26 protein-coding genes and 1 tRNA gene are annotated in these 18,406 nt (G+C 58.6%); 25 read left to right on the top strand and 2 right to left on the bottom strand.

Annotated features, from left to right (window positions below):
• Positions 1-16 precede the first annotated feature (16 nt).
• Positions 17-391, bottom strand: coding sequence for a SnoaL-like domain-containing protein (locus KK141_RS19510; protein ID WP_214572899.1), 375 nt, complete (start codon positions 389-391; stop codon positions 17-19).
• Between the two features lie 159 nt (positions 392-550).
• Here KK141_RS19510 and KK141_RS19505 point away from each other — a divergent pair.
• From KK141_RS19505 to KK141_RS19385, 25 genes are all read left to right on the top strand, one after another.
• A tRNA-Ile gene (locus KK141_RS19505) sits at positions 551-626 on the top strand.
• 500 nt (positions 627-1,126) lie between these two features.
• Positions 1,127-1,363, top strand: coding sequence for a hypothetical protein (locus tag KK141_RS19500; protein WP_214572900.1), 237 nt, complete (start codon positions 1,127-1,129; stop codon positions 1,361-1,363).
• Positions 1,360-1,551 (top strand): hypothetical protein, encoded by a 192-nt coding sequence (locus tag KK141_RS19495; RefSeq protein ID WP_214572901.1) that lies wholly within the window; start codon positions 1,360-1,362, stop codon positions 1,549-1,551. The genes KK141_RS19500 and KK141_RS19495 overlap by 4 nt, the downstream gene beginning before the upstream one ends.
• The gene (locus KK141_RS19490) at positions 1,548-1,727 is read left to right on the top strand and encodes a hypothetical protein (protein ID WP_214572902.1); all 180 of its coding nucleotides are present in this window, start codon (positions 1,548-1,550) and stop codon (positions 1,725-1,727) included. The genes KK141_RS19495 and KK141_RS19490 overlap by 4 nt, the downstream gene beginning before the upstream one ends.
• Positions 1,727-1,888, top strand: coding sequence for a hypothetical protein (locus tag KK141_RS19485; RefSeq protein WP_214572903.1), 162 nt, complete (start codon positions 1,727-1,729; stop codon positions 1,886-1,888). Before KK141_RS19490 ends, KK141_RS19485 begins: the two co-directional genes overlap by 1 nt.
• The gene (locus tag KK141_RS19480) at positions 1,885-2,361 is read left to right on the top strand and encodes a hypothetical protein (RefSeq protein WP_214572904.1); all 477 of its coding nucleotides are present in this window, start codon (positions 1,885-1,887) and stop codon (positions 2,359-2,361) included. Before KK141_RS19485 ends, KK141_RS19480 begins: the two co-directional genes overlap by 4 nt.
• A 16-nt stretch (positions 2,362-2,377) precedes the next feature.
• The gene (locus tag KK141_RS19475) at positions 2,378-2,650 is read left to right on the top strand and encodes a hypothetical protein (RefSeq protein WP_214572905.1); all 273 of its coding nucleotides are present in this window, start codon (positions 2,378-2,380) and stop codon (positions 2,648-2,650) included.
• Between the two features lie 109 nt (positions 2,651-2,759).
• Positions 2,760-3,182 carry a hypothetical protein gene (locus tag KK141_RS19470; RefSeq protein WP_214572906.1) on the top strand — a complete coding sequence of 141 codons (423 nt, stop codon included), beginning with the start codon at positions 2,760-2,762 and terminating at the stop codon, positions 3,180-3,182.
• Complete coding sequence (locus KK141_RS19465) at positions 3,172-3,375, top strand: hypothetical protein (protein ID WP_214572907.1); 204 nt, start codon at positions 3,172-3,174, stop codon at positions 3,373-3,375. The genes KK141_RS19470 and KK141_RS19465 overlap by 11 nt, the downstream gene beginning before the upstream one ends.
• On the top strand, positions 3,369-4,445 hold the full coding sequence (locus KK141_RS19460) for a hypothetical protein (RefSeq protein WP_214572908.1): 1,077 nt from the start codon (positions 3,369-3,371) through the stop codon (positions 4,443-4,445). Before KK141_RS19465 ends, KK141_RS19460 begins: the two co-directional genes overlap by 7 nt.
• On the top strand, positions 4,442-4,732 hold the full coding sequence (locus tag KK141_RS19455; RefSeq protein ID WP_214572909.1) for a G5P family DNA-binding protein: 291 nt from the start codon (positions 4,442-4,444) through the stop codon (positions 4,730-4,732). Before KK141_RS19460 ends, KK141_RS19455 begins: the two co-directional genes overlap by 4 nt.
• Before the next feature lie 12 nt (positions 4,733-4,744).
• Positions 4,745-4,990 carry a hypothetical protein gene (locus tag KK141_RS19450; protein ID WP_214572910.1) on the top strand — a complete coding sequence of 82 codons (246 nt, stop codon included), beginning with the start codon at positions 4,745-4,747 and terminating at the stop codon, positions 4,988-4,990.
• Positions 4,991-5,130: 140 nt separating this feature from the next.
• Positions 5,131-5,250, top strand: a complete 120-nt coding sequence (locus KK141_RS19445) for a capsid protein (protein ID WP_214572929.1) — start codon at positions 5,131-5,133, stop codon at positions 5,248-5,250.
• 157 nt (positions 5,251-5,407) lie between these two features.
• The gene (locus KK141_RS19440) at positions 5,408-5,668 is read left to right on the top strand and encodes a hypothetical protein (protein ID WP_214572911.1); all 261 of its coding nucleotides are present in this window, start codon (positions 5,408-5,410) and stop codon (positions 5,666-5,668) included.
• A gap of 59 nt (positions 5,669-5,727) precedes the next feature.
• Positions 5,728-6,903 (top strand): hypothetical protein, encoded by a 1,176-nt coding sequence (locus KK141_RS19435; protein WP_214572912.1) that lies wholly within the window; start codon positions 5,728-5,730, stop codon positions 6,901-6,903.
• The gene (locus tag KK141_RS19430; protein ID WP_214572913.1) at positions 6,878-7,495 is read left to right on the top strand and encodes a hypothetical protein; all 618 of its coding nucleotides are present in this window, start codon (positions 6,878-6,880) and stop codon (positions 7,493-7,495) included. The genes KK141_RS19435 and KK141_RS19430 overlap by 26 nt, the downstream gene beginning before the upstream one ends.
• Before the next feature lie 3 nt (positions 7,496-7,498).
• A complete protein-coding gene (locus tag KK141_RS19425) occupies positions 7,499-8,866 on the top strand; it encodes a zonular occludens toxin domain-containing protein (RefSeq protein WP_214572914.1) in 1,368 nt (455 codons plus the stop codon).
• A gap of 417 nt (positions 8,867-9,283) precedes the next feature.
• Positions 9,284-9,631 (top strand): hypothetical protein, encoded by a 348-nt coding sequence (locus KK141_RS19420; protein ID WP_214572915.1) that lies wholly within the window; start codon positions 9,284-9,286, stop codon positions 9,629-9,631.
• Positions 9,632-9,686: 55 nt separating this feature from the next.
• A complete protein-coding gene (locus tag KK141_RS19415) occupies positions 9,687-10,514 on the top strand; it encodes a site-specific integrase (RefSeq protein ID WP_214572916.1) in 828 nt (275 codons plus the stop codon).
• Positions 10,515-10,530: 16 nt separating this feature from the next.
• Entirely contained in the window at positions 10,531-11,832 is a 1,302-nt protein-coding gene (locus KK141_RS19410; protein ID WP_214572917.1) for a hypothetical protein, read from the top strand.
• A gap of 374 nt (positions 11,833-12,206) precedes the next feature.
• Positions 12,207-12,929, top strand: a complete 723-nt coding sequence (locus KK141_RS19405; RefSeq protein WP_214572918.1) for an NYN domain-containing protein — start codon at positions 12,207-12,209, stop codon at positions 12,927-12,929.
• A gap of 275 nt (positions 12,930-13,204) precedes the next feature.
• Positions 13,205-14,029, top strand: a complete 825-nt coding sequence (locus KK141_RS19400; protein WP_214572919.1) for a toll/interleukin-1 receptor domain-containing protein — start codon at positions 13,205-13,207, stop codon at positions 14,027-14,029.
• Positions 14,030-14,186: 157 nt separating this feature from the next.
• A complete protein-coding gene (locus tag KK141_RS19395; RefSeq protein WP_214572920.1) occupies positions 14,187-14,474 on the top strand; it encodes a nucleotide pyrophosphohydrolase in 288 nt (95 codons plus the stop codon).
• A 5-nt stretch (positions 14,475-14,479) separates the two neighbouring features.
• Positions 14,480-15,457, top strand: coding sequence for a hypothetical protein (locus KK141_RS19390; RefSeq protein ID WP_214572921.1), 978 nt, complete (start codon positions 14,480-14,482; stop codon positions 15,455-15,457).
• Between the two features lie 461 nt (positions 15,458-15,918).
• Complete coding sequence (locus KK141_RS19385; RefSeq protein WP_214572922.1) at positions 15,919-16,683, top strand: phage portal protein; 765 nt, start codon at positions 15,919-15,921, stop codon at positions 16,681-16,683.
• A gap of 62 nt (positions 16,684-16,745) precedes the next feature.
• Here the strand turns inward: KK141_RS19385 and KK141_RS19380 are convergent, their stop codons facing one another.
• Entirely contained in the window at positions 16,746-17,156 is a 411-nt protein-coding gene (locus tag KK141_RS19380; RefSeq protein WP_214572923.1) for an SEL1-like repeat protein, read from the bottom strand.
• Between the last annotated feature and the right edge of the window lie 1,250 nt (positions 17,157-18,406).

The raw sequence follows: 18,406 nt of genomic DNA, 5'->3' as shown, positions 1-18,406 counted from the left end.
CACCGGGCGTAACGGCTCAACCCATGTCGTAGAAGAACTGCTCGCGGTCGATCTTGCCGTCCTTGTTGACGTGATAGACACAGATCTCCGTCATGTTCACGCGGCCGTATTCCTTCATCGTCACGTCCAGCGTCATTTCCAGGCTGAACCAGTTGCCGGCCACCACCGCGTCGCTGACGTTGCTGCCATGCACTTCCACGATCGATTCCTGGAACTTGCGGCCCTTCTCGAAGATGGCATCGAGCCCCTTCGCATTGCCCATCGCCCCAGCCGGCGCACCCTCCGGCTCGATGCTCTCGGCATCCTTGGCATACAGCTCCTTCTGCGCCTCCTCGTACTTACCCTCGCGACACAAAGCCACCAACCGCTTCGCTACCGATTCCGTGCTCATCGTGCACCTCCGGGTCAAAGGGTCTCTCAGCGTACGCCGGGTTGGATAAGTCTGGATGTGCCGGTGGGCGGGGGCGGCGGTCTCGACGGTCCCGGAGTGTGTGGCTAACATGACGGGCTGTTGCGGGATTTGGCCGTGCAATGCGGCTGACAGGCATCAGGGCCTATAGCTCAACGGTTAGAGCAGGGGACTCATAATCCCTTGGTTGCAGGTTCGAATCCTGCTGGGCCCACCACGCGTTCAACGCGAGCGTGACCGCTGCTGCATATCCCAAGCGCTGAGCAGCTTGAAGCCACACCCGCTTAGCGGTCTTGTCGCTGGTGCGATCTGCGTGTACTGCCGCAAGCCAACCTTCCGGCGCTTCTTTGATCTTGCCGGCCATCTCAACGACGTGCTCGTCGCTCGGCCAAGAAAGGCCTTTCCGCCATTGGTGCACCGCCTGGCGCTTCACTCCTAGCGACTCGCCCAAAGCGTTGTCGGACGCGAGAGAGCACCGCTCGCGGTATTTGTCAAGCAAATTATTTACAGCGCTCATGTCGCATCTCTCTTGACGGAATGTCGCATTTGACTTTACGTTGCGTCCCGTCGCAAGTCACTTGACAGAGACAGGGGACATGGAATGTACGCGCTAGCCGCTCTCTCGTTTGTTCTGGCCGCCTTTTGGGCGGGTTACCTCGTTCGCGGGCTCCGCGATCTCGCTGCTCAGCAGCGGGTCACTCTGGAAGGGGTGCGCGCATGAGCCTGGAAATCTACGACGGCCTGCACGGCGAGGGGATGAAACTCCCGGCACTGCCGCCCGCCAGGATCGCATCGCACACCGAACCGCAGTACGCCGTGCAGTCCAAGATTGGCGCCCGCTGGGTCACCGTTGAACTGTTTGCGACGCGCGCCGCCGCACACGACTGGCTCAAGCCCGTCATCAAGCGTTGCGGCAACAGCGACGGCCTGCGCGTGAAGCGGGTGCGGTCATGAGGTACACCCAGCCGCTTACTGCCGACGAACAGAGCGTTGACGCCGCAATGCGTCAGCAGCGCCGTAGCGAATGCGAACAAGATCGCGCGCTGACGCTGTACCGCATGGCTCGCTGCGCTTCGACCAAAGAGGCCGCCACCGAGCGCCTCGACCGCGTTACCGAACTGCTGACCGGGGTGCACGTATGAACCGCATCCTGCAAGCCGACGTGATTCTGGCACTGACGCGCGATAACGCGCTCGTTGTCTGGCTAGCTCTCTCCGATCTTCTCGCCAACGTGTACGAGGAAGACGAAATTGCGGAGGTTGAGAAGGCCATCGCGGCGGTGAAGGCTCAGTGCGCCAAGCAGGGAGTGCAGTTCTGATGTTCTGCATCGACCGCGCTCACTGGCTCTACAACTTCGCCCACACCGGCAACCTAGTGCTGCTCGCGCTCATCATCGGACACGTTTCCGGCGCCTTCTTCGCCGGGTGGTTCCGCGTCACACGCCTGCGCATCAAGCGCCGTATGCGAGGTCTCGCATGATCGCCCCGGACTTCACTTCCATTAGTGCTGGCCTTGATGCCGGCCCCGTGATCGCTCTGATCCTTATTGGCGGAACCATCGTGGTGGGCATCGGCTTCGGCATATGGACGTCCGGTTCCGTCGCGCGGTTCTTCTCCGGCGCGCCTTCCGATCCGATGAAAGACAAGTCCTCTCCTGAGTATCGCGCCGCGTGGGAAGAGCGCATGCGCCGCGAGACCGAAGAGCTAAAGCAGTACAACCGCGAGCACCCCGAGCCGCAACGCTCTCGCCAAGCAGCGTCCACATCGACGCGAGCGCCCGCGCGCGAAGAGGGCGGCTATCGCGATGACGGCCCAGGCATTGCCGATTTCATTGCTTCTGGTGCGCTGTCTTCGTTGTCCACGTCCACATCAAGCAGCAGCGATAGCACGTCCTCCGATTTCTCCGGTGGTGGTGGAGATTTCGGCGGTGGCGGCTCGTCGGGCGAGTGGTGACCAAGGAGCAAGCATCGTGAGCAAGTGCCCCCAATGCGGTACGGATGAGTTGGAAGACATCGCCGGCTCCGACAACGCCTATTGCCCCGAATGCGGGGAAGTCGTGGAGTCCGCCGAAGACGGCGACGGTGAAGCGTGGTGCGACACGTGCGGCGATTTCCGCGTAGCCGATGGTGATGGCTGCTGCGCACGTTGCGGTGGCCGGATCGATGGTACCGAGCGCGCATCCGGATTCGATGACGGCGACGACGAAGACGACGACGAAGACGACGAAGAGGAAGACTACTAATGCAAACCGTCTTGGCGTTGCTGTCCGTGTACGTTTTCGTGCTCGGCCTTGGCCGGTTCCATCGCCAGTGCTGCCGCGTGTGGTCCTGGGTCCGTGACCGGGTGATGCTGTGACAGGCCGCGCGCATACCGATGTCATTCTCGATGCGGCGACGGTTTTTGCCGAAGGCCGGCTATCCGGCTTCCGCGATGCTTGCAACATGTTCGAGAAGGGCAACGGCGGGCTGCTCAACAACTACCAGCGCCGCGTGATTGACCAAGTGTTCAAGCGCTGCGCCGATAAGGCCGGTGACGCACCATGGTGGCGCGATGAATACCGCACGCTGATGGCACAGCTGAGCGTGTGCGAGCTATCTGTCCCGCCAAGCATGGCCGCCAAGGTGCGCGAAGCGCGCGCCATCGTCATACACAACGCGTGGCTGGCCCAACAGGGTCGCCCGGCCGATCTGCCGAACCTCCCGCCGCGTGAGCAACTGCTTTCGCGCATCCACGCGTACCTGATCCAGTATCCGGATACCGACAATGCCTACTGATGACACCTCGCGGGTCTCGCTCGCGGACGGCCTGGCTGTGGTTGAACAGCTGCGCGAGTTGCACGCGCGTTGCGTTCATAACGGCCAGATGCTGTTCGCAACGGTGTTCGGCATGACGTGTGATGCGCTCGCCGAAAGCCTCAGCAACGCTGACGACATGCTCGACGACGATCAGGACCACGGCGCATGCTGACGGTCGACACCATCGACCGCGTAGACCGCGCCATTCGCTTTCTCAAGCGCGCGGAATGGACCGGGTGGGGCAAGGTGCCGGAGTACCGCGCGCCCGACTCACTGATCCCCGAATACACGCTACAGCGGCGTGAGCCGGCGCCGCTGATCGAGGACGACTATGCACGCACCCAGGCGGCCAAGGCCGCCCGCCGTGCCCGTGTGTACGTCGCTCAACAGCGCGCGCTTGATGCGCCTTTCGAGGCCATCGCCAAGGCCAAGGCAACGTCCGGTGGGGTAGAGGCGCATAGGGTGTCCCGCGCGCGAAGCGCGCGGGACACCCTGGGGCTTGTCTCCTATGCAACAAGTGGGACGCAGACCCACGGAGAGGCACGGCGGCCGCCTCGCGAAAAGCTGCTCATCAACCGCAACGCGCAGCGCGTGAAGCGCATGCGGACGACGGTGGGCCATTCGGCCCGCCTGCTGCACTTCGATGCTCACGGCGAGCGCGACGCGCAGCGCTGGAACAAAAAGTTCATCACGCTCACGTACGCCAACGGCGACGACTGGCGTCCGGGTCACTTCTCCAAGTTCCGCGATGCGCTTCGCCAGTGGTGCAAGCGCCGCAAGGTCAAGTGTCGCTTCGTGTGGGTGGCTGAGCTGCAGAAGCGCGGCGCGCTGCATTACCACGTGGTGGTCTGGCTGCCCAAGGGCGAGTTTCTTCCGTTCGCGGACGCGCAAGGCTGGTGGCCGCACGGCAGCACCAACATCAAAACGGCGCAGTCGCCTATCGGCTACATCATGAAATACGCGAGCAAGACCACCTCTGCCGAGGCTGGTGGTTATCCGCGTGGCGCACGCATGCACGGACATGGCGGACTCGACACCGAGTCGCGCCGGCACGTCCGGTACTGGATGGCTCCGATCTGGGTACGTGATGCCCTGTCGGGTCGTGCCGACATTCGCAAGGTGGTCGGCGGCTACATGGACAAATTTACGGGCGAGTTCCTCGCTTCGCCCTGGCGCGTAAGTGTTGGCCCAGGTGGCGAGGTGTGGGCCTATCGAGTCGATCAAACGGAGACGATGCAATGAAAATCCAAGTTCTCAAGCGCGCACCCGAAGCGGTGCAGGTGACGTTCGATGGCGTGACGCGCGATCGCGTCAAGCAGTGGTGCATGTATGAAATCGACGGACTGCCCACGTCGTTCCAAGTGACGGTCGATCCCGGCAAGGAGTACGCGCCGGGCGAGTACACGCTCGCACCGGAATGCTTCGGTGTGACCAATGGTCGTCTCACGCTGAGCCGCGTCGTGCTGATCCCGACCGAACAGCCGAAAGCGCAGCCGCAGCAGCCCACCAAGGCCAGCGCGGCCGCATAAGGATTCGATGCCATGGCCCTGTGCGTGACTCTCAATCAAGACGGCACGCTGACCCCTACCGGTCAGCCGGTCGGCGAGTGCACGGGTTACGTGCTGGTCTCTGGCAGCGAGTACGGCGTCTACCAAGTTGTACAGGACGCCCTGGGGACGCCCACCCCTGAGCAAGCCATGGGCTGGTTCTTCGGTGCATGGGGCGCGGTGATGGTGTTCTACATCGCGTCGCGTGCGGCGGGAGCCGTGATCGCAATGTTCAAGTGAAAAACCAACCAACCCAAACGGGAGAAAGTGCAATGCGCAAGCTCAAGAACGTCAAGAACGCTGTGATGGCGCTGCTGGCCGGTTCGGCCGTCACCGGTGGTGCCGCCTTCGCCCAGGCCACCGGCAACGACTACAGCGGCATCCTGTCCGGCCTGAGCACCTCGACGGCCATCACCGCGATCATTTCGGCCGGCGCGCTGCTGGCCGGCGTGGGCTTCGCCAAGTGGGCGACCAAGAAGGTCGCGCGCTTCTTCGGCTGATGACCAGCAACAACGACAGGTAACGACGGGCGGGGTGCACACCGCCCTTCGTTTTTGGGAGGCCAGCATGCTTTTTCCAGATTGCGGTATCGGCGGTTCGCGGAACCCAGGCGGACCTTGCACGGGCACCTACGGTCCCGGTGATGCGGGTGGTCATGTGTTCGACGGCATCAGCGCTGCGCCCGTGACGTCTGCGCTGCTGGCTGGTGGCGCGTTACTCGTCGGCCTGATCTTCGTCGTGTGGATCGTCGCGACGGTGGGGCGTTTCTTCGGCGGCAGCAAGGACGCTGATGCGTCGTTCTCGGATGACGCGACGCGTGATCACGGCGGGGGTCCAACCGCTGAGTGGCGGTTTGAAGACCTCGAGGATCGCGCTGATGACGACGGCGAGCGGAAGGCGCTGACCCATGCTCCTTGATCTGTTCTGCGGCTTTCTAGGCGCCCTGTGTGCCTGGGCCTGTGCAAAGGGGCTGGACGATGACTAATGCTGCCAGGGCAGTGCGCGCACTACTCGTCATGGCGTTGCTGCTGTGCGTGGCATTTGCCGGTGCCGTACGCGCATCGGATCAGACGTGCTATGCGGCAGGTATGGCCGCCGTCGCGAGGAATGAGGCGAACATTCAAGCCGGTTGGCCGTACTACCATCGCGACAACGTTGCGTTCCGTCTCGATGCTGGCACGCAATGGGTTGCGGTTCTTGACTATCACTACGGCAACGTCGCGCCTGGTTTGGCTGGGCGTGACACGCCGACTTTTAGTTGCGGCGTTGGTGAAGACCCTAATAACGGTTCGTGCCGCGCCGGTTATGCCCCGCCTGCTGGTACGCAGCTTCAGTCGTGGAAGTCTTCGGGCGTTACCTGCAACGGCCAGTGCGATATGGCGCTTGCTCTTGGTGGTCCGAATAACGGCCAGATGGTCGAGACGGGCAACGCGTGTCCATCAAGTCCGGCCCCTCCCGATCCTTCGCCGCCACCGCCGCCGTCTGAAGCGTGCCACGCCGATGGCACGTGCACGTGGTGCGAGACCATCTCCGGCAAGTGCGTGACGGCTAACAAGCCTCCGCAGACGGTGCCGGCGCCGCCTGCTTCGTCTGCCGGACCGAATAACAGCACTACGACGAACAGCACCACCAACAACGGCCCCACCACATCGACCACGACAACGACGAGCACGACGACGAGTAGCGGCGGCTGGACCAGCGACGGCGGTGGCACGGGTGGCGGTGGTACTGGCAGTGGCAGCGGTACCACCTCGGGTACGAGCACGACGACGGGGACCAGCACTACGAATCAGCCGGCGAGTAGTTCGTCAACGCAGAGCAAATGCACGGGTGGCATGTGCGATGTGGGTCAGGCGGACGGAGATACCGGATCGCTTTACTCGGCCAGCGTGGATACGCCCGGGAGCGTCTATGCCAACTTCAAATCACGCGTGTCCGGCTCGCCTCTCATCACGGCGGCAGCGGGCTTTTTCACCGTCAACGCCTCCGGCTCTTGCCCCTCGTGGCACATCCCTGGGAACCAGTATTGGGGACAGGGCGGCTTTGATTTCACGTTCTTCTGTGACTCCGGCATCCTCGCGATTCTCGCGCTGGCTGGCTGGATCGTTCTTGCCGTGGCGGCATTCAGTGCGTTCCGCATTGCCATCTATTAGCGCGGCCGCGCTCGTCGCGCTGCTTGCGCTGACGGCCATATTGCCCAGCGTGGTGCGCGCGCAGTCGACCGGCTCGGGTTACACGTGCTCGATGCAACAGGGTGTCTACGTGTGCGACGACGGTAGCACCGGGCCGAATGGCTCGGTCTGCATTACGGACACCGTGACGGGTAATCAGACGTGCTTGACCAACGGCGGTGGCAGCTCGTCGTCCACGATTGGCAAGCTCGGCAAGGGTCTCGGCCAAGTGCGCGATCTACCGTCGCAGATGATGGGCACGGGTTGGCTTAGCAAGCTCACGGGCTGGATTGCCAACGTGGTGCATACCTTCTTCGTTGCCATCGTGCAGCTATTGAAAGACCTTGTGACCTACGTGCTGTCGACCATCCTTGATTTGATCGCTGACGCGATCAGCTCGATCACGCCACCGGCGTTCTTGACGAACTATTCCATGGGCAACCTGCTCGGGCAGGCCGGCCCCATCGTCGGCTTTTTTCTGGTGCAGCTGCGCGTTGGCGAAGGTCTGGCGCTGGTCGGCGCCGGCTATGCATTCCGGTTGCTGCGCAAGTTCCTTACTCTTTTCCAGTGGTGACCCATGCTCGTCTTTAACGAAGGCGTACCGCGCTCCGGTAAGAGCTATGACGCGATCAAAGATCATGTGTTGCCGGCGTTGAAGCGCGGGCGCAAGGTGTTCGCCCGCATCAACGGCCTGGACGACCCTGATCGCCGAAGCAAGATTGCCGCCTACCTCGGGATGAGCGCGGAGCGCTTGGACGAACTGCTGATCTTCGTGCCAACTGCCCAAGTAAAGCGCCTCTTTATCGCGACGAAGGATCACAATGTCGAGGATGGCGAGTGGAAGATTGACGACAAGCTGAAAGATGCGCTTTTCGTGATCGATGAGGTCCATGAGTTCTACGTGGCTTCGCGCGAACCGATCCATCCGGCTATCGAACAGTTCTTTGCGCTGTGCGGTCAGAACGGCATGGATGGCGTGCTGATGTCGCAGTGGTACCGCCGCCTGCATTCGGCGGTGCGCGCGCGCCTTGAGCGGAAGAACGTGTTTCAGAAGCTGACCGCTGTGGGCATGCAGAAGCGTTACACCGCCACGCGGTACCACGCGGTGGCGCCTGATCGCTACGAGAAGGTCGGCACCGACACACTGTCGTATGACGCGGAGATATTTCCGCTCTACAAGGGCTATGCGGACGGCGCGGGCAATACCGAGGTATACACCGCTGGCGGTCGCACGGTGTGGCGCAAGATTGGTGTGCTGGCTGTGGTGGTCGTGCCAGCGGTGTGCGCCGCGCTGTGGGTCTTCCTGCACTTCTTTGGTGGCGACTCTGGCTTGGCTAAGGAGACCACGGGGAAAACGCGTCTCGGCCCTGCGCCGGCAACCGTAGGCGTGCAAACAGGTCAGTCCACCCCACCACCCTCGGCTGAGAAGGCGGCGCCGGTGAAACCGGCCGCGTCGCCGAACAGCCTGCATCCCACTTACGACACCAAGGGCATGCCGCCCGAGGTTGGCTACCTGTTCGACATGTCTGCCCAGGCTCGGCCGCGGCTGGCCGCCCTGGCGCACGTGGAAGGCGGCAAGGATTGGGCTGTGATCGAGTGGCGGGAGGACCAAGGGCACGTCCTGGAGCGGCTTAGTCTCGATCAGGTACGCGAGCTGGGCGTGGTCGCGGAGGTGCACGGCTACGGCGTGAAGCTCCGCTACGGGCCGCAGGTGATCGTGGTGACCGCGTGGCCGGTCGACATGCCCAACAGCTCCGCCGATGCCAACCAGGCGCAGACGGTGCAGGAAGGCCGCCAAAGCGGCTACGTGACGGTCGCCGCTCCCGCCAAGGGCGGCGGTCCCGGCGTGGCTGGCGGCTGGAAAGAGAACCGCCTATCCTGGTCCTACACCCCACCCGAGCAAATGACGGGGCCGGGGGCGTCGGATTGGAGGCCGGGCAAGTGATGGTCAGCAGATTCCTTGAAGCGATTCGCCGCCTGTGGGCCATGCGCAGCAACCGCGCGTATGCCGCCTGGATGGACCAGGATTTCCAGCGCTGGCAGCAGAGTCGCAACCGGCCGTAGGGGTGTAGGGGCAAAGCCCCTACGGATACGCCCTTGATCTAGGATCACATCGAAACCCAGGACCATGCGGCCGAATGTCCTGCATGGGTTCATCGGTTCCCATGGCCACCCCGCCAACCCCGCTTTTTAGCCCCCACAGCGCCCACCAATCGGGGCCGGCTCTGCCGGCCAAAACCTATGGACGGTGGCGATTGAGCCTCGCCGCGCCTTTGACTGAGCAGGAGTCACCGGACAAATGCATAGCATTTGGCTGGGGGCGCCTGTGCCGTTACCCTCCCTCATGGAGCAAGGGGGAACTATGCGAACCAAGGACGCGTTCTACTACGGCATTGCCGCGCTTTTGTTTCTCGCCACGGTGCCGATATATCGCTACATCCTCGGTCACGCCCGTGCAGACGTGGCGCGCGAGGAAGCGATGGCCCACCAACCGCCGCCGAAGCCAGCGGCGGAGACTGCGCTCGATCTCACGCGACAGAAGTGTCTATGGCACCGCGTGCAGGGTATCTGCGCATATCTGCCGGAAGCGGAGGAGGCTTTGGCGAGCGGCAAGGCTAAGTGCATGGGTGGGCTGGTTATGGTGGTCCGCAAGCAAGGCGAGACTACCGTGGTCGAAGAGTGGCCGCGACGCACTCAATGCTTCTACTGACCACGGCACCAACGCGCTTGCGTTGCGGTCCTACAGTTGTTCGATGGACCGATAGATGCACACGTGGGATGACGCTGCGCGCCTGTGGCTGGTGGAAAAGAAGCACAAGGCGGACATCGAGCGCGACGCGCTCAAGCTTGAGTGGTTGAAGCCATATCTTGCCGGGAAGCGACTCGCGACGATTGATAGAGAGACCATCATGGTCGCTGCGTGGGACAAGGCCAAAGCCACATCGCCGGCAACGGCGAATAGATATCTCGCACTTGTGCGCGCGATTTTCCGGCGCGCGTGTCGCGTGTGGGAATGGATCGATCGCATGCCGTTCGTGGAGCTGTTTCCCGAATCAGAGGGGCGCGTGCGTTGGATAACGCCCGAGCAGGCACGTGGGCTCTTAGGCGAGCTGCCGGAGCACCAGTTGGACATGGTGCTTTTCGCGTTGGCTACCGGGTTGCGACAGGGAAATGTGCTGCGGCTCGAATGGTCGCAGGTCGACGTACGCCGCAAGCTCGCATGGATACACAGCGACCAGGCGAAGGGCCGTCGCTCGTTCTCCGTGCCGCTCAATGAGACAGCACTCTCGGTGTTGAAGCGATGCAAGGGCCGCCATCCTCAACGTGTTTTCACTTACCGTGGCAAGCCTATTGCCTGGGCTAACACGAAGGCATGGCGGAAAGCGCTAAAGCGTGCCGGGATCAAGAATTTTCGGTGGCACGATTTGCGGCACACCTGGGCGAGTTGGCACATACAACACGGCACCCCACTATTTGTGGTACAGGATTTAGGCGCCTGGCGCAGCCAAGTGATGGTGCGCCGTTATGCACACCTTGCGCCCTCACAGTATGCTTCCCACGCAGCAATTATCGACGCCATAATCAATACGTGACCGAACAGGACGAGACATGGTTTACCAGGAATGGGGATTTCGGCGATCGCCCTTTGACACTACATCGCTTCCAGCTTCGGAAATCGGATCCCAGCTACTGAAGGGACGAGACAAAGAAGTTGCTCAACTGATGCGACGCATCAGCACGGGGCCAAAGTTAGCGACGCTTGAAGGGCTGAATGGCGTTGGCAAAACTAGCGTCGCAAACGTCGCTGCTTTTCGATTATTCGAGAGTCACCTCGAAGGCGGAGATGGCGCCCTGTTCGTGCCTTGTAAGAAGGTCTTCCAGCTCGACGCAGATCAAGACCTGCAAACATTCATCGACGGCGTCCTTATGGAGGTTGCGCAGACGTTGATCGAACGCGCGAAGGACATTTACAGGGCTGATGGCAAGAGCATTTCGACGACGCACCTGGATCGGTGGCTGAATTCACCTCAGCTCAAGACATACAACGCCGCCGGCCTCGGTTTCCAATTGGGAGCCAACGTAGAAACGAACACCTCTTCAGGCTTTCAATCGAGTGGCTTACGCAAGATAGTTTTTGAGTGGCTTCAGTCCGTATTCCCTTCGCAGGAGGACGGCGGCGTCGTATGCATAATTGACAATCTGGAATTGCTGCAATCTTCGGATCGAGCGCGGGGGCTGCTAGAAGCGCTGAGGGACGAGCTGTTTAACGTCCGGGGGCTGAGGTGGGTGTTGTGTGGTGCTCTGGGCATTGTGCATGGCGTGGTGGCGTCACCGCGCCTGGAGGGATATCTGCACAACCCCGTCGAAGTCGGAGGTATCGACGCGACATTTGCACCGGCCATCCTGGATAGCCGCGTGCAGTCGACGGCGGCACGTGATAACACATACCTACCGCTTATTTCCTCAGATTTTGGGCGTCTTTTTGAAGTTCTACGTGGCAACTTGCGAAGCGTGCTGGGACAAGCCGACAACTATTGCCAGTGGGTGGCGGACCGCTCACTGCCATTGACAGACGAAGAAAAGCACGCGTTATTCGAAACATGGCTCCTTGAGCAGGCGGAATTGGCTCATGTTTCCGTCAAGCGAGCGCTTGGACCGCGTGCCTGGTCGGTGTTCACTAAGGCCGTCGAGATCGGCGGCTTGTTTTCTCCGAGCGATTTTGAGCAGTTCGGGTTCAATAGCATTCCCGCGCTCCGACCCCATATCCGCGACCTTGAGGCCACAGGCGTAATGGTGAGTACTCAGGATGATGGCGATAAGCGTCGTAAAACCATTCAGATCACGCCCAAAGGGTGGCTGGTCGACTTGGCCGAACAAGCGGGTAGACCGAAGCTATTCCCAAACGGCTGAAGAAGTGACCTAATTTTCGGAACAATCGGCGCCCGCCCATCTTGTCCCTTTGGGACTCATAGTCCGTTGGGTTGAACGCTCGAGTTCCTACGTCTGAGCTACCTAAGCGCGGAGCGCTAGCAGCCAGTAATGAGGGTGGGGCGATTCCACGTGATGCGAAGAGTGAAACTGGCGATTCGAGGCGTCTTAAGGCTCTTGATACGCAAAAAAAGTGGACTTATCCACAGAAAAGAGGGAAGTTATCCACAGATTGTGTGGATAACTGTGGCCCACTCGGGTAAGATTTCAATCACACAGCGCCAGTCGTTCCGTCGACTGGCCCCGAGGGCCCCGAAGGAAACTTCGGGGCCTTCTGCTTTCAGGGGGAAAGCGGAATGCGAACTATCGCCTATATTGATGGCTTCAATCTGTACTACCGGGCCATTCGGAAATTGAACTGCAAGTGGCTCGATCTGTGGTCTCTTGTTGGTGCGTCTCTGCCGCAAGGGCATGAGCTCATTCGCATCAAATACTTCACGGCCCAGGTCCATGAACTTCCTGATAGCCCTGGTTCTCCGGAACGTCAGCGTATCTATCTCGCAGCGCTTCGCAATCACATTCCAAATTTGGATATTGTCCACGGCTCGTTTGCTGTTCACGCGAAGTGCCAACGGATGCTTCACCCAGTAGGCGCCCTGGCAAAAAGAGACGTCCTAAGTCGCGGGAAAAAAGCCTTTGTAGCCGATCTTAATTGCGAAGTTCACGCGGCAAAGCCAGAGTGGGCGGATGACCCGGGGCCTCCAGTTCATGTCATTAATATGGAAGAGAAGGGGTCAGACGTGAACGTCGCCGTTCACTTCCTAAATGACGCCTGGGCCAACAAGGCAGATTGCTTCGCGCTTGTAACGAATGACAGCGATCTTTCGGAAGCAGCGCGTATCGTTAGTGCCGAGCTTGGAAAGAAGGTGCTCCTTCTGACGCCCGAGGGAACAAGGCCATCAATGCATCTGGCAAAGCACGTAACGGACATGCGCGTTATACGCAAGGCGACATTTGAGAAATCTATGCTGCCTGATCCAATACCAAACACAAACATCTACAAGCCGCCCACGTGGTAAGCGAATTGGGATAGCCATGCTGCATCGGCCATCTGTCCCCAAGCACTTCTGAATAACTGACCGAAGTTTTTGCAGCAACCGACGCGGATCCACCTTGCCTTCCTGGGTCTCATAACCCTTTGGTTGCAGGTTCGAATCCTGCTGGGCCCATCATCAATCAATATCGACGGTAGCATGCAGCTGTCATTGATCGAATGATTGCGGGTGCGCCCGTACTCATCGTACGCTGCGCCATCGCTTAATTACCGCAGCACTAGGGATGGCAAGGAATAGAAATGGAGCATTCATTTAACTACCTTATCCCGCTGGATTATGGTAACCGGAAGCGCGACAGGGAAGTAGTTAAACAACTTCTCGCTCGCTATGATCGAGACAAGCTGGTCGGATGCGTTCTGTTCGTTAATAACAATCCGTACTCCTTAACCTCTTTCTTGTTTCTAAACTTTTTTAGTGCGCAAGACGATTTTGAGACTTGGCTTAGGACAACAACCCCGTGGAGAAGACACTTTCGCTTCACGTTCCAGGAGCTTATGGGGTCTCTGTCGCGAAGGGGTTTTAATGTAGCGACATTTAGCTCACCTGACGACGGGTTTGTAGACTCCGTAATGTCCAGCGAGCCTAACGAATTTTACTTTTTCCCAGATCGTGACATCTCGAGTGGCATCTTTGGAGAGCCAAGCATGATGGCTAGTTTCACAGTCTTTCTTTCGCACTCAAGTAAAGACAAGGCTTTCGTCGACGCAGCCTTCGAGGCTCTCCATAAGGCGGGAGTCCGCGCCTGGTATGATCGCTACGAGATTGAGCCTGGCGATAGCATCACGACCAAGATCAACCAAGGCCTCGACGCCGCACATCTTGGACTGCTCTTCATATCAGACAGTTTTTTAAGCAAGGAGATGGGCTGGCCCATGCAAGAGGCAAATTACTTCTTTCAACAGCGGATCCGTGAGAGCGCCAAGAAGTTCGTCGTCGTCAACCTCGGCTTGCCAATTGAGCGTCTGCCACCACTTTTAAGAGATTATCGCTATATCGATGGATACGCACCTGACGGCTATCAGCAGATCGTTGAAGCCGTAACACGCGTAAAAGACTCTTCGTAGGACTTTCTTCTGAGAGAATAAATGTGCGCTGCGACGCGTACATTTCCGCTACTTTTTGGGCTGCGCTACATCTACCGGATGTTGCCTTGGGGAGACGAACTTGGACCTAGAACGAATTCAGGCTCGCATCCGCCACTTTCGGGATGAACGAGATTGGATGCAGTTCCACAACCCTAAGAACTTGGCTATCTCGATCGTACTTGAAGCGACCGAGCTTCTTGAGCATTTCCAGTGGAAGACTCTTGAAGAGAGTGAGACACACTCCGTCACAGCCAAGGATCAGATTGCCGACGAAATCGCTGATGTTAGCGTCTATCTAATCGAGCTGGCTGACAACTTGGGTATCGATCTCGAGAAGGCCATCCTAGGCAAGCTCGATAAGAATGCCGCTAAATACCCAACTGAGAAGTCAAAGGGAAGCGCAAAGAAGTACACGGAGTTTTGACATCAATGCAGCTCGTACTACAGCCCTGTGGTGATTCAGATGCCGTCGAGCATTACGTCGACACTATCCAGAATCCTGTTTCACTAACGCGCATCTTGCCTCTCCTTCCTCCGGCTGAACGAGAGCGTGTATCTCTTGCGTTTGGTGAGTCTGTCGCAGTCTGGGGGGTTACCCCCGGCAAGAACCAAGTCAACGCCCGGAAATGGAGCCGCATGCAACTGGGTGATGTTGCCATGCTTTACCGCAACAGGCGCTTCTTCTTCAAGGGGGCGGTGGCGTACAAGATTCACTCTCCAGATATAGCGCGCGAGCTGTGGAAAGAACGTTCGGACGGCGTCACTTGGGAGTACGTTTTTTTCCTGACGGATCTAGAGCAGATTGATATTGATGTCGTGCGATTCAATGCGGCTGCGCGATACAAAGCGAACAACATCATTCAGGGCTTCAACGTTCTCTCCTCTGACCAGAGTGAGGCGATCATAGAGGCATTGGATCTAGACCCTGTTGTTGGTGTTCTCTTGCCGGCGGAAGACGAAATTTGGGCTGCAACGCGCGCGCTCGAGAACCTGGAGGGCGATCTTGATGTTCCAGCCAACGTTCTTCGACGAGCTGAGCAAGCGCTTCTTCGCAAGATCCACCTTGGTGGCAAGAAGTCTGGAGTCTGCGCAATCTGCGCGAAGGTGCTGCCAGTAGATCTACTGGTGATCGGGCATATCCGAAAACGTCACTCCTGTGATCCATCTCAGAAGCGCGACGCAGCCAACGTTATGGCTGTGTGCTTGCTGGGCTGCGACAAGTTGTTTGAGAACGGGTACATCTATGTAGACGCTTCGGGCATCGTCCGGGCTTCAACCACCGCTCGTGGCAATCCACAACTTGATACCATCATTGACTCTTTAGAAGGAACAACATGCCTAGCCTGGACAGCAGACTCAGCGCCGTATTTTAGATGGCACAGGGAGCATCCTCGGCGCCCCCACTAACTCCCCTGTTTGTCCTCCAAGTGATCGTGAATCGATGTAGCTCGAGCAGGAATGCTGCGCCATGAAGGATCATTGAGCTGGCAGAAGCTCGCCTCTTTCCAACACTCGTCGCCATGCAGTTCTGAAGAGTTGACCGAAGTTTGTAAAGCAGCCGACGCGGCCTCGTTTTCCTCCCTTGGGCCTCATAATCCCTTGGTTCCAGGTTCGAATCCTGGTGGGCCCACCATCTTTTGCTCTCAAAGCATCTCACGACATATCGCCGAAGGGTGGAATTGGGAGAAGTGGGCCACTTTTGAGCCTTTTCTTGTCTCACTTATCCGCAGATCAGCTCGCTACAGCGCAAGGCACCCGGCGGTACAAATGTTCCAGCATCCGTGAAGTACGTGGGATACCACCAGTAGGACTGCACGTGGCGCAACCCGAGAAGAAGATGACGGAGTTGACCGTGCTGGCTGTGCGAGATGCGAAGCCACGCGACGCGATGTATCGGCTGGACGCTGGACTTCATGGTGTTCGGCAACGGCTACCTCGAGCGCCGGAAGAGCCGGCTGCGCACCACCATGGGGCTGCAGCCTGCGCTGGCGAAGTACATGCGGCGTGGCGCCGATGATATGGATGTGTACTTTCAGGTGACTGGATGGAAGGCGGAGCACGAGTTTGCGAAGGGCTCGATCTTCCACTTGATGGAGCCGGATACTCACCAGGAGGTCTATGGCGTACCCGAGTACCTGTCGGCGCTGCAGAGCGCCTGGCTGAATGAAGCGGGCACGCTGTTCCGGCGTAAGTATTACCTCAACGGATCACACGCCGGGTACACCCTCTATGTCACCGATGCGCTGGCCGACGAAGACCAGGTGAACGGTATCCGCGACGCGCTGAAGAACAGCAAGGGGCAGGGCAACTTCCGCAACCTCTTCATCTATGCGCCCAACGGCAAGAAGGACGGCCTGCAGTTGATGCCGATCAGCGAGGTCGCCGCGAAAGATGAGTTCTTCAGCATCAAGAACGTCACTCGTGACGATGTTCTCGCCGCGCATCGCGTGCCACCGCAGCTGCTTGGCCTGGTGCCTACCGGCACCACCGGGTTTGGATCGGTGGTGCCGGCGGCACAGGTGTTTGCGATTAATGAGCTATTGCCACTGATGGCGCGCTTCCGTCAGGTTAACGACTGGCTTGGTGAAGAGATGGCGTCGTTCAGCGACTACGCCGTGACGAGCGCATCTTAGCCGTCCCCATTAGCCCCTAGCCTCCTGCAATCAGCTAGGGCAGATTGGCCTGTCGGGGTAACTTAGTGAACTTTAAGATCTTGAAGCGCCTTCTTGGATTGTGTGTCGCCCAAGGATGCAGCCTTTTTTAGCCAAAAAAGGCCCCGGCGCCCATCATTTGGATCATTGCTTTGAGTGGCCATTGTCCAATAGTTGTACATCGCCTCCGTGCTTCCGTTTTCCGCCGCAATCTCGTACCAGCGCAGCGCTTTATCGAGATCAACTGCTACGAATTCATAGTGATGAGCCAGTCTATTTGCCGCCTCTTGTGTGCCGTCCAATGCCTTTTCCTCGTTGAGGCGGATTTGCGATGCGTCGAGTGCGAACTCTTGATTTGTCATGACTGCCTTTTCCAGCGTCTTCTGCTGCGCATGAGCAGACCCAGCAAGAATTGCGATCAGCATGACGATAGCGAGCGAGATCTTTGCCTTCATGTTAGTGCCTCGGCGAGAAGGTCGTAAGTTGACCTAGGTCTTCTGGATCGCTATGCAAAGGGCGACCCGTGGAGGCCTCATAGCTCCGGAAACCCCAGTTCGAATATCCCGATTCCGCGTCGTAGTACTGACCAGAGAATCGTCAGACACCAGAGGCGCCCCTAAGGTGATAGAGCAGAATGACCACAATGCCAAGTAGGGTATAGCAGGCAAGGATGGCATAGCCTATCGCGAAGAACGTCTTGTTCGCACTGGATGAGATGCCGCGCCGCCCATAGGGGACGAGTGGAAATAGTAGTGCGATGACCGAGATAGCTAGAAATCCAATCGCTACCGGCCAAGTTAAGCGATCAGCACCTGGCCATTGAAGAGAGGGGATAGAAAACACCGTAAATGCTCCCAGGCAAAAGAGAACTATTAATACAGCAAGAAGAAGGTAGGCCCTGCCGATATTCATGAATGTCTAGCCGCTCTATGGATGAAGGAAGATGCACTGATTCGTACGCCGCACCCACTGCCATGACATGGAGCCAATTGCTTAGCCACTTGAGCATGGGGCGGGAAAATCATCAGCGGCGCACCAAATGAAAAGGCAATGGAAACTGAGTTATGCACATTCATTGCTGCCTCTAATGTCTACAACCGCACCGCGTTTTTGCGTTGCCAATTATTTGGTTCATCTGCCGGCCCCAAATTAGTTGGTTCACGATCCAATTTCCAATATCCATAAATGGATTCGGCCCATCCATCCCCATATCTGACTGACTCCAGGCCTCACCTTCACCGTAGGTATGTGCGACGCCATTTGTTACGGTTCGGGCAACGTACCCTGGGCCAAATACGCTATTGGTTCCGGTTACGTTCACAACAACAGGTGCGCCCGTATTTAGGTCAGTCGTCAAATAAGACGTAACTGGGTTAATCGGCGCAATGCCGGGAACTGCAGCATTGTTCGCAGTACCACCAGGTGTCGCGGGCTGAGGATTTCCAGCAGGTGGTGTCGGATTATTGATTAATCCCTGCATCACATCATTGGGGTCGGCGCATCCAATTGATCTGGTTACATCATACGCGTGGTACAGATCGTTTCCTCCAGGATTGCCGTCATCTGGCCCCATAAGTGTGGTACGCCCCCGATTCCGTAGACACCTGATAGTGTCTATTGAGGATCGGAGGATCTATGACCAGCAAACGTTTCACCGACGAGTTCAAAGCTGAAGCGGTCAAACAAGTTAACGAGCGCGGCTACC

It is taken from the genome of Dyella sp. LX-66, assembly GCF_018599165.1.
GTDB classification, from domain to species: domain Bacteria; phylum Pseudomonadota; class Gammaproteobacteria; order Xanthomonadales; family Rhodanobacteraceae; genus Dyella_D; species Dyella_D marensis.
Note: the sequence above shows the minus strand (reverse complement) of the source record. Positions and strands in the feature narration are given on the sequence as shown.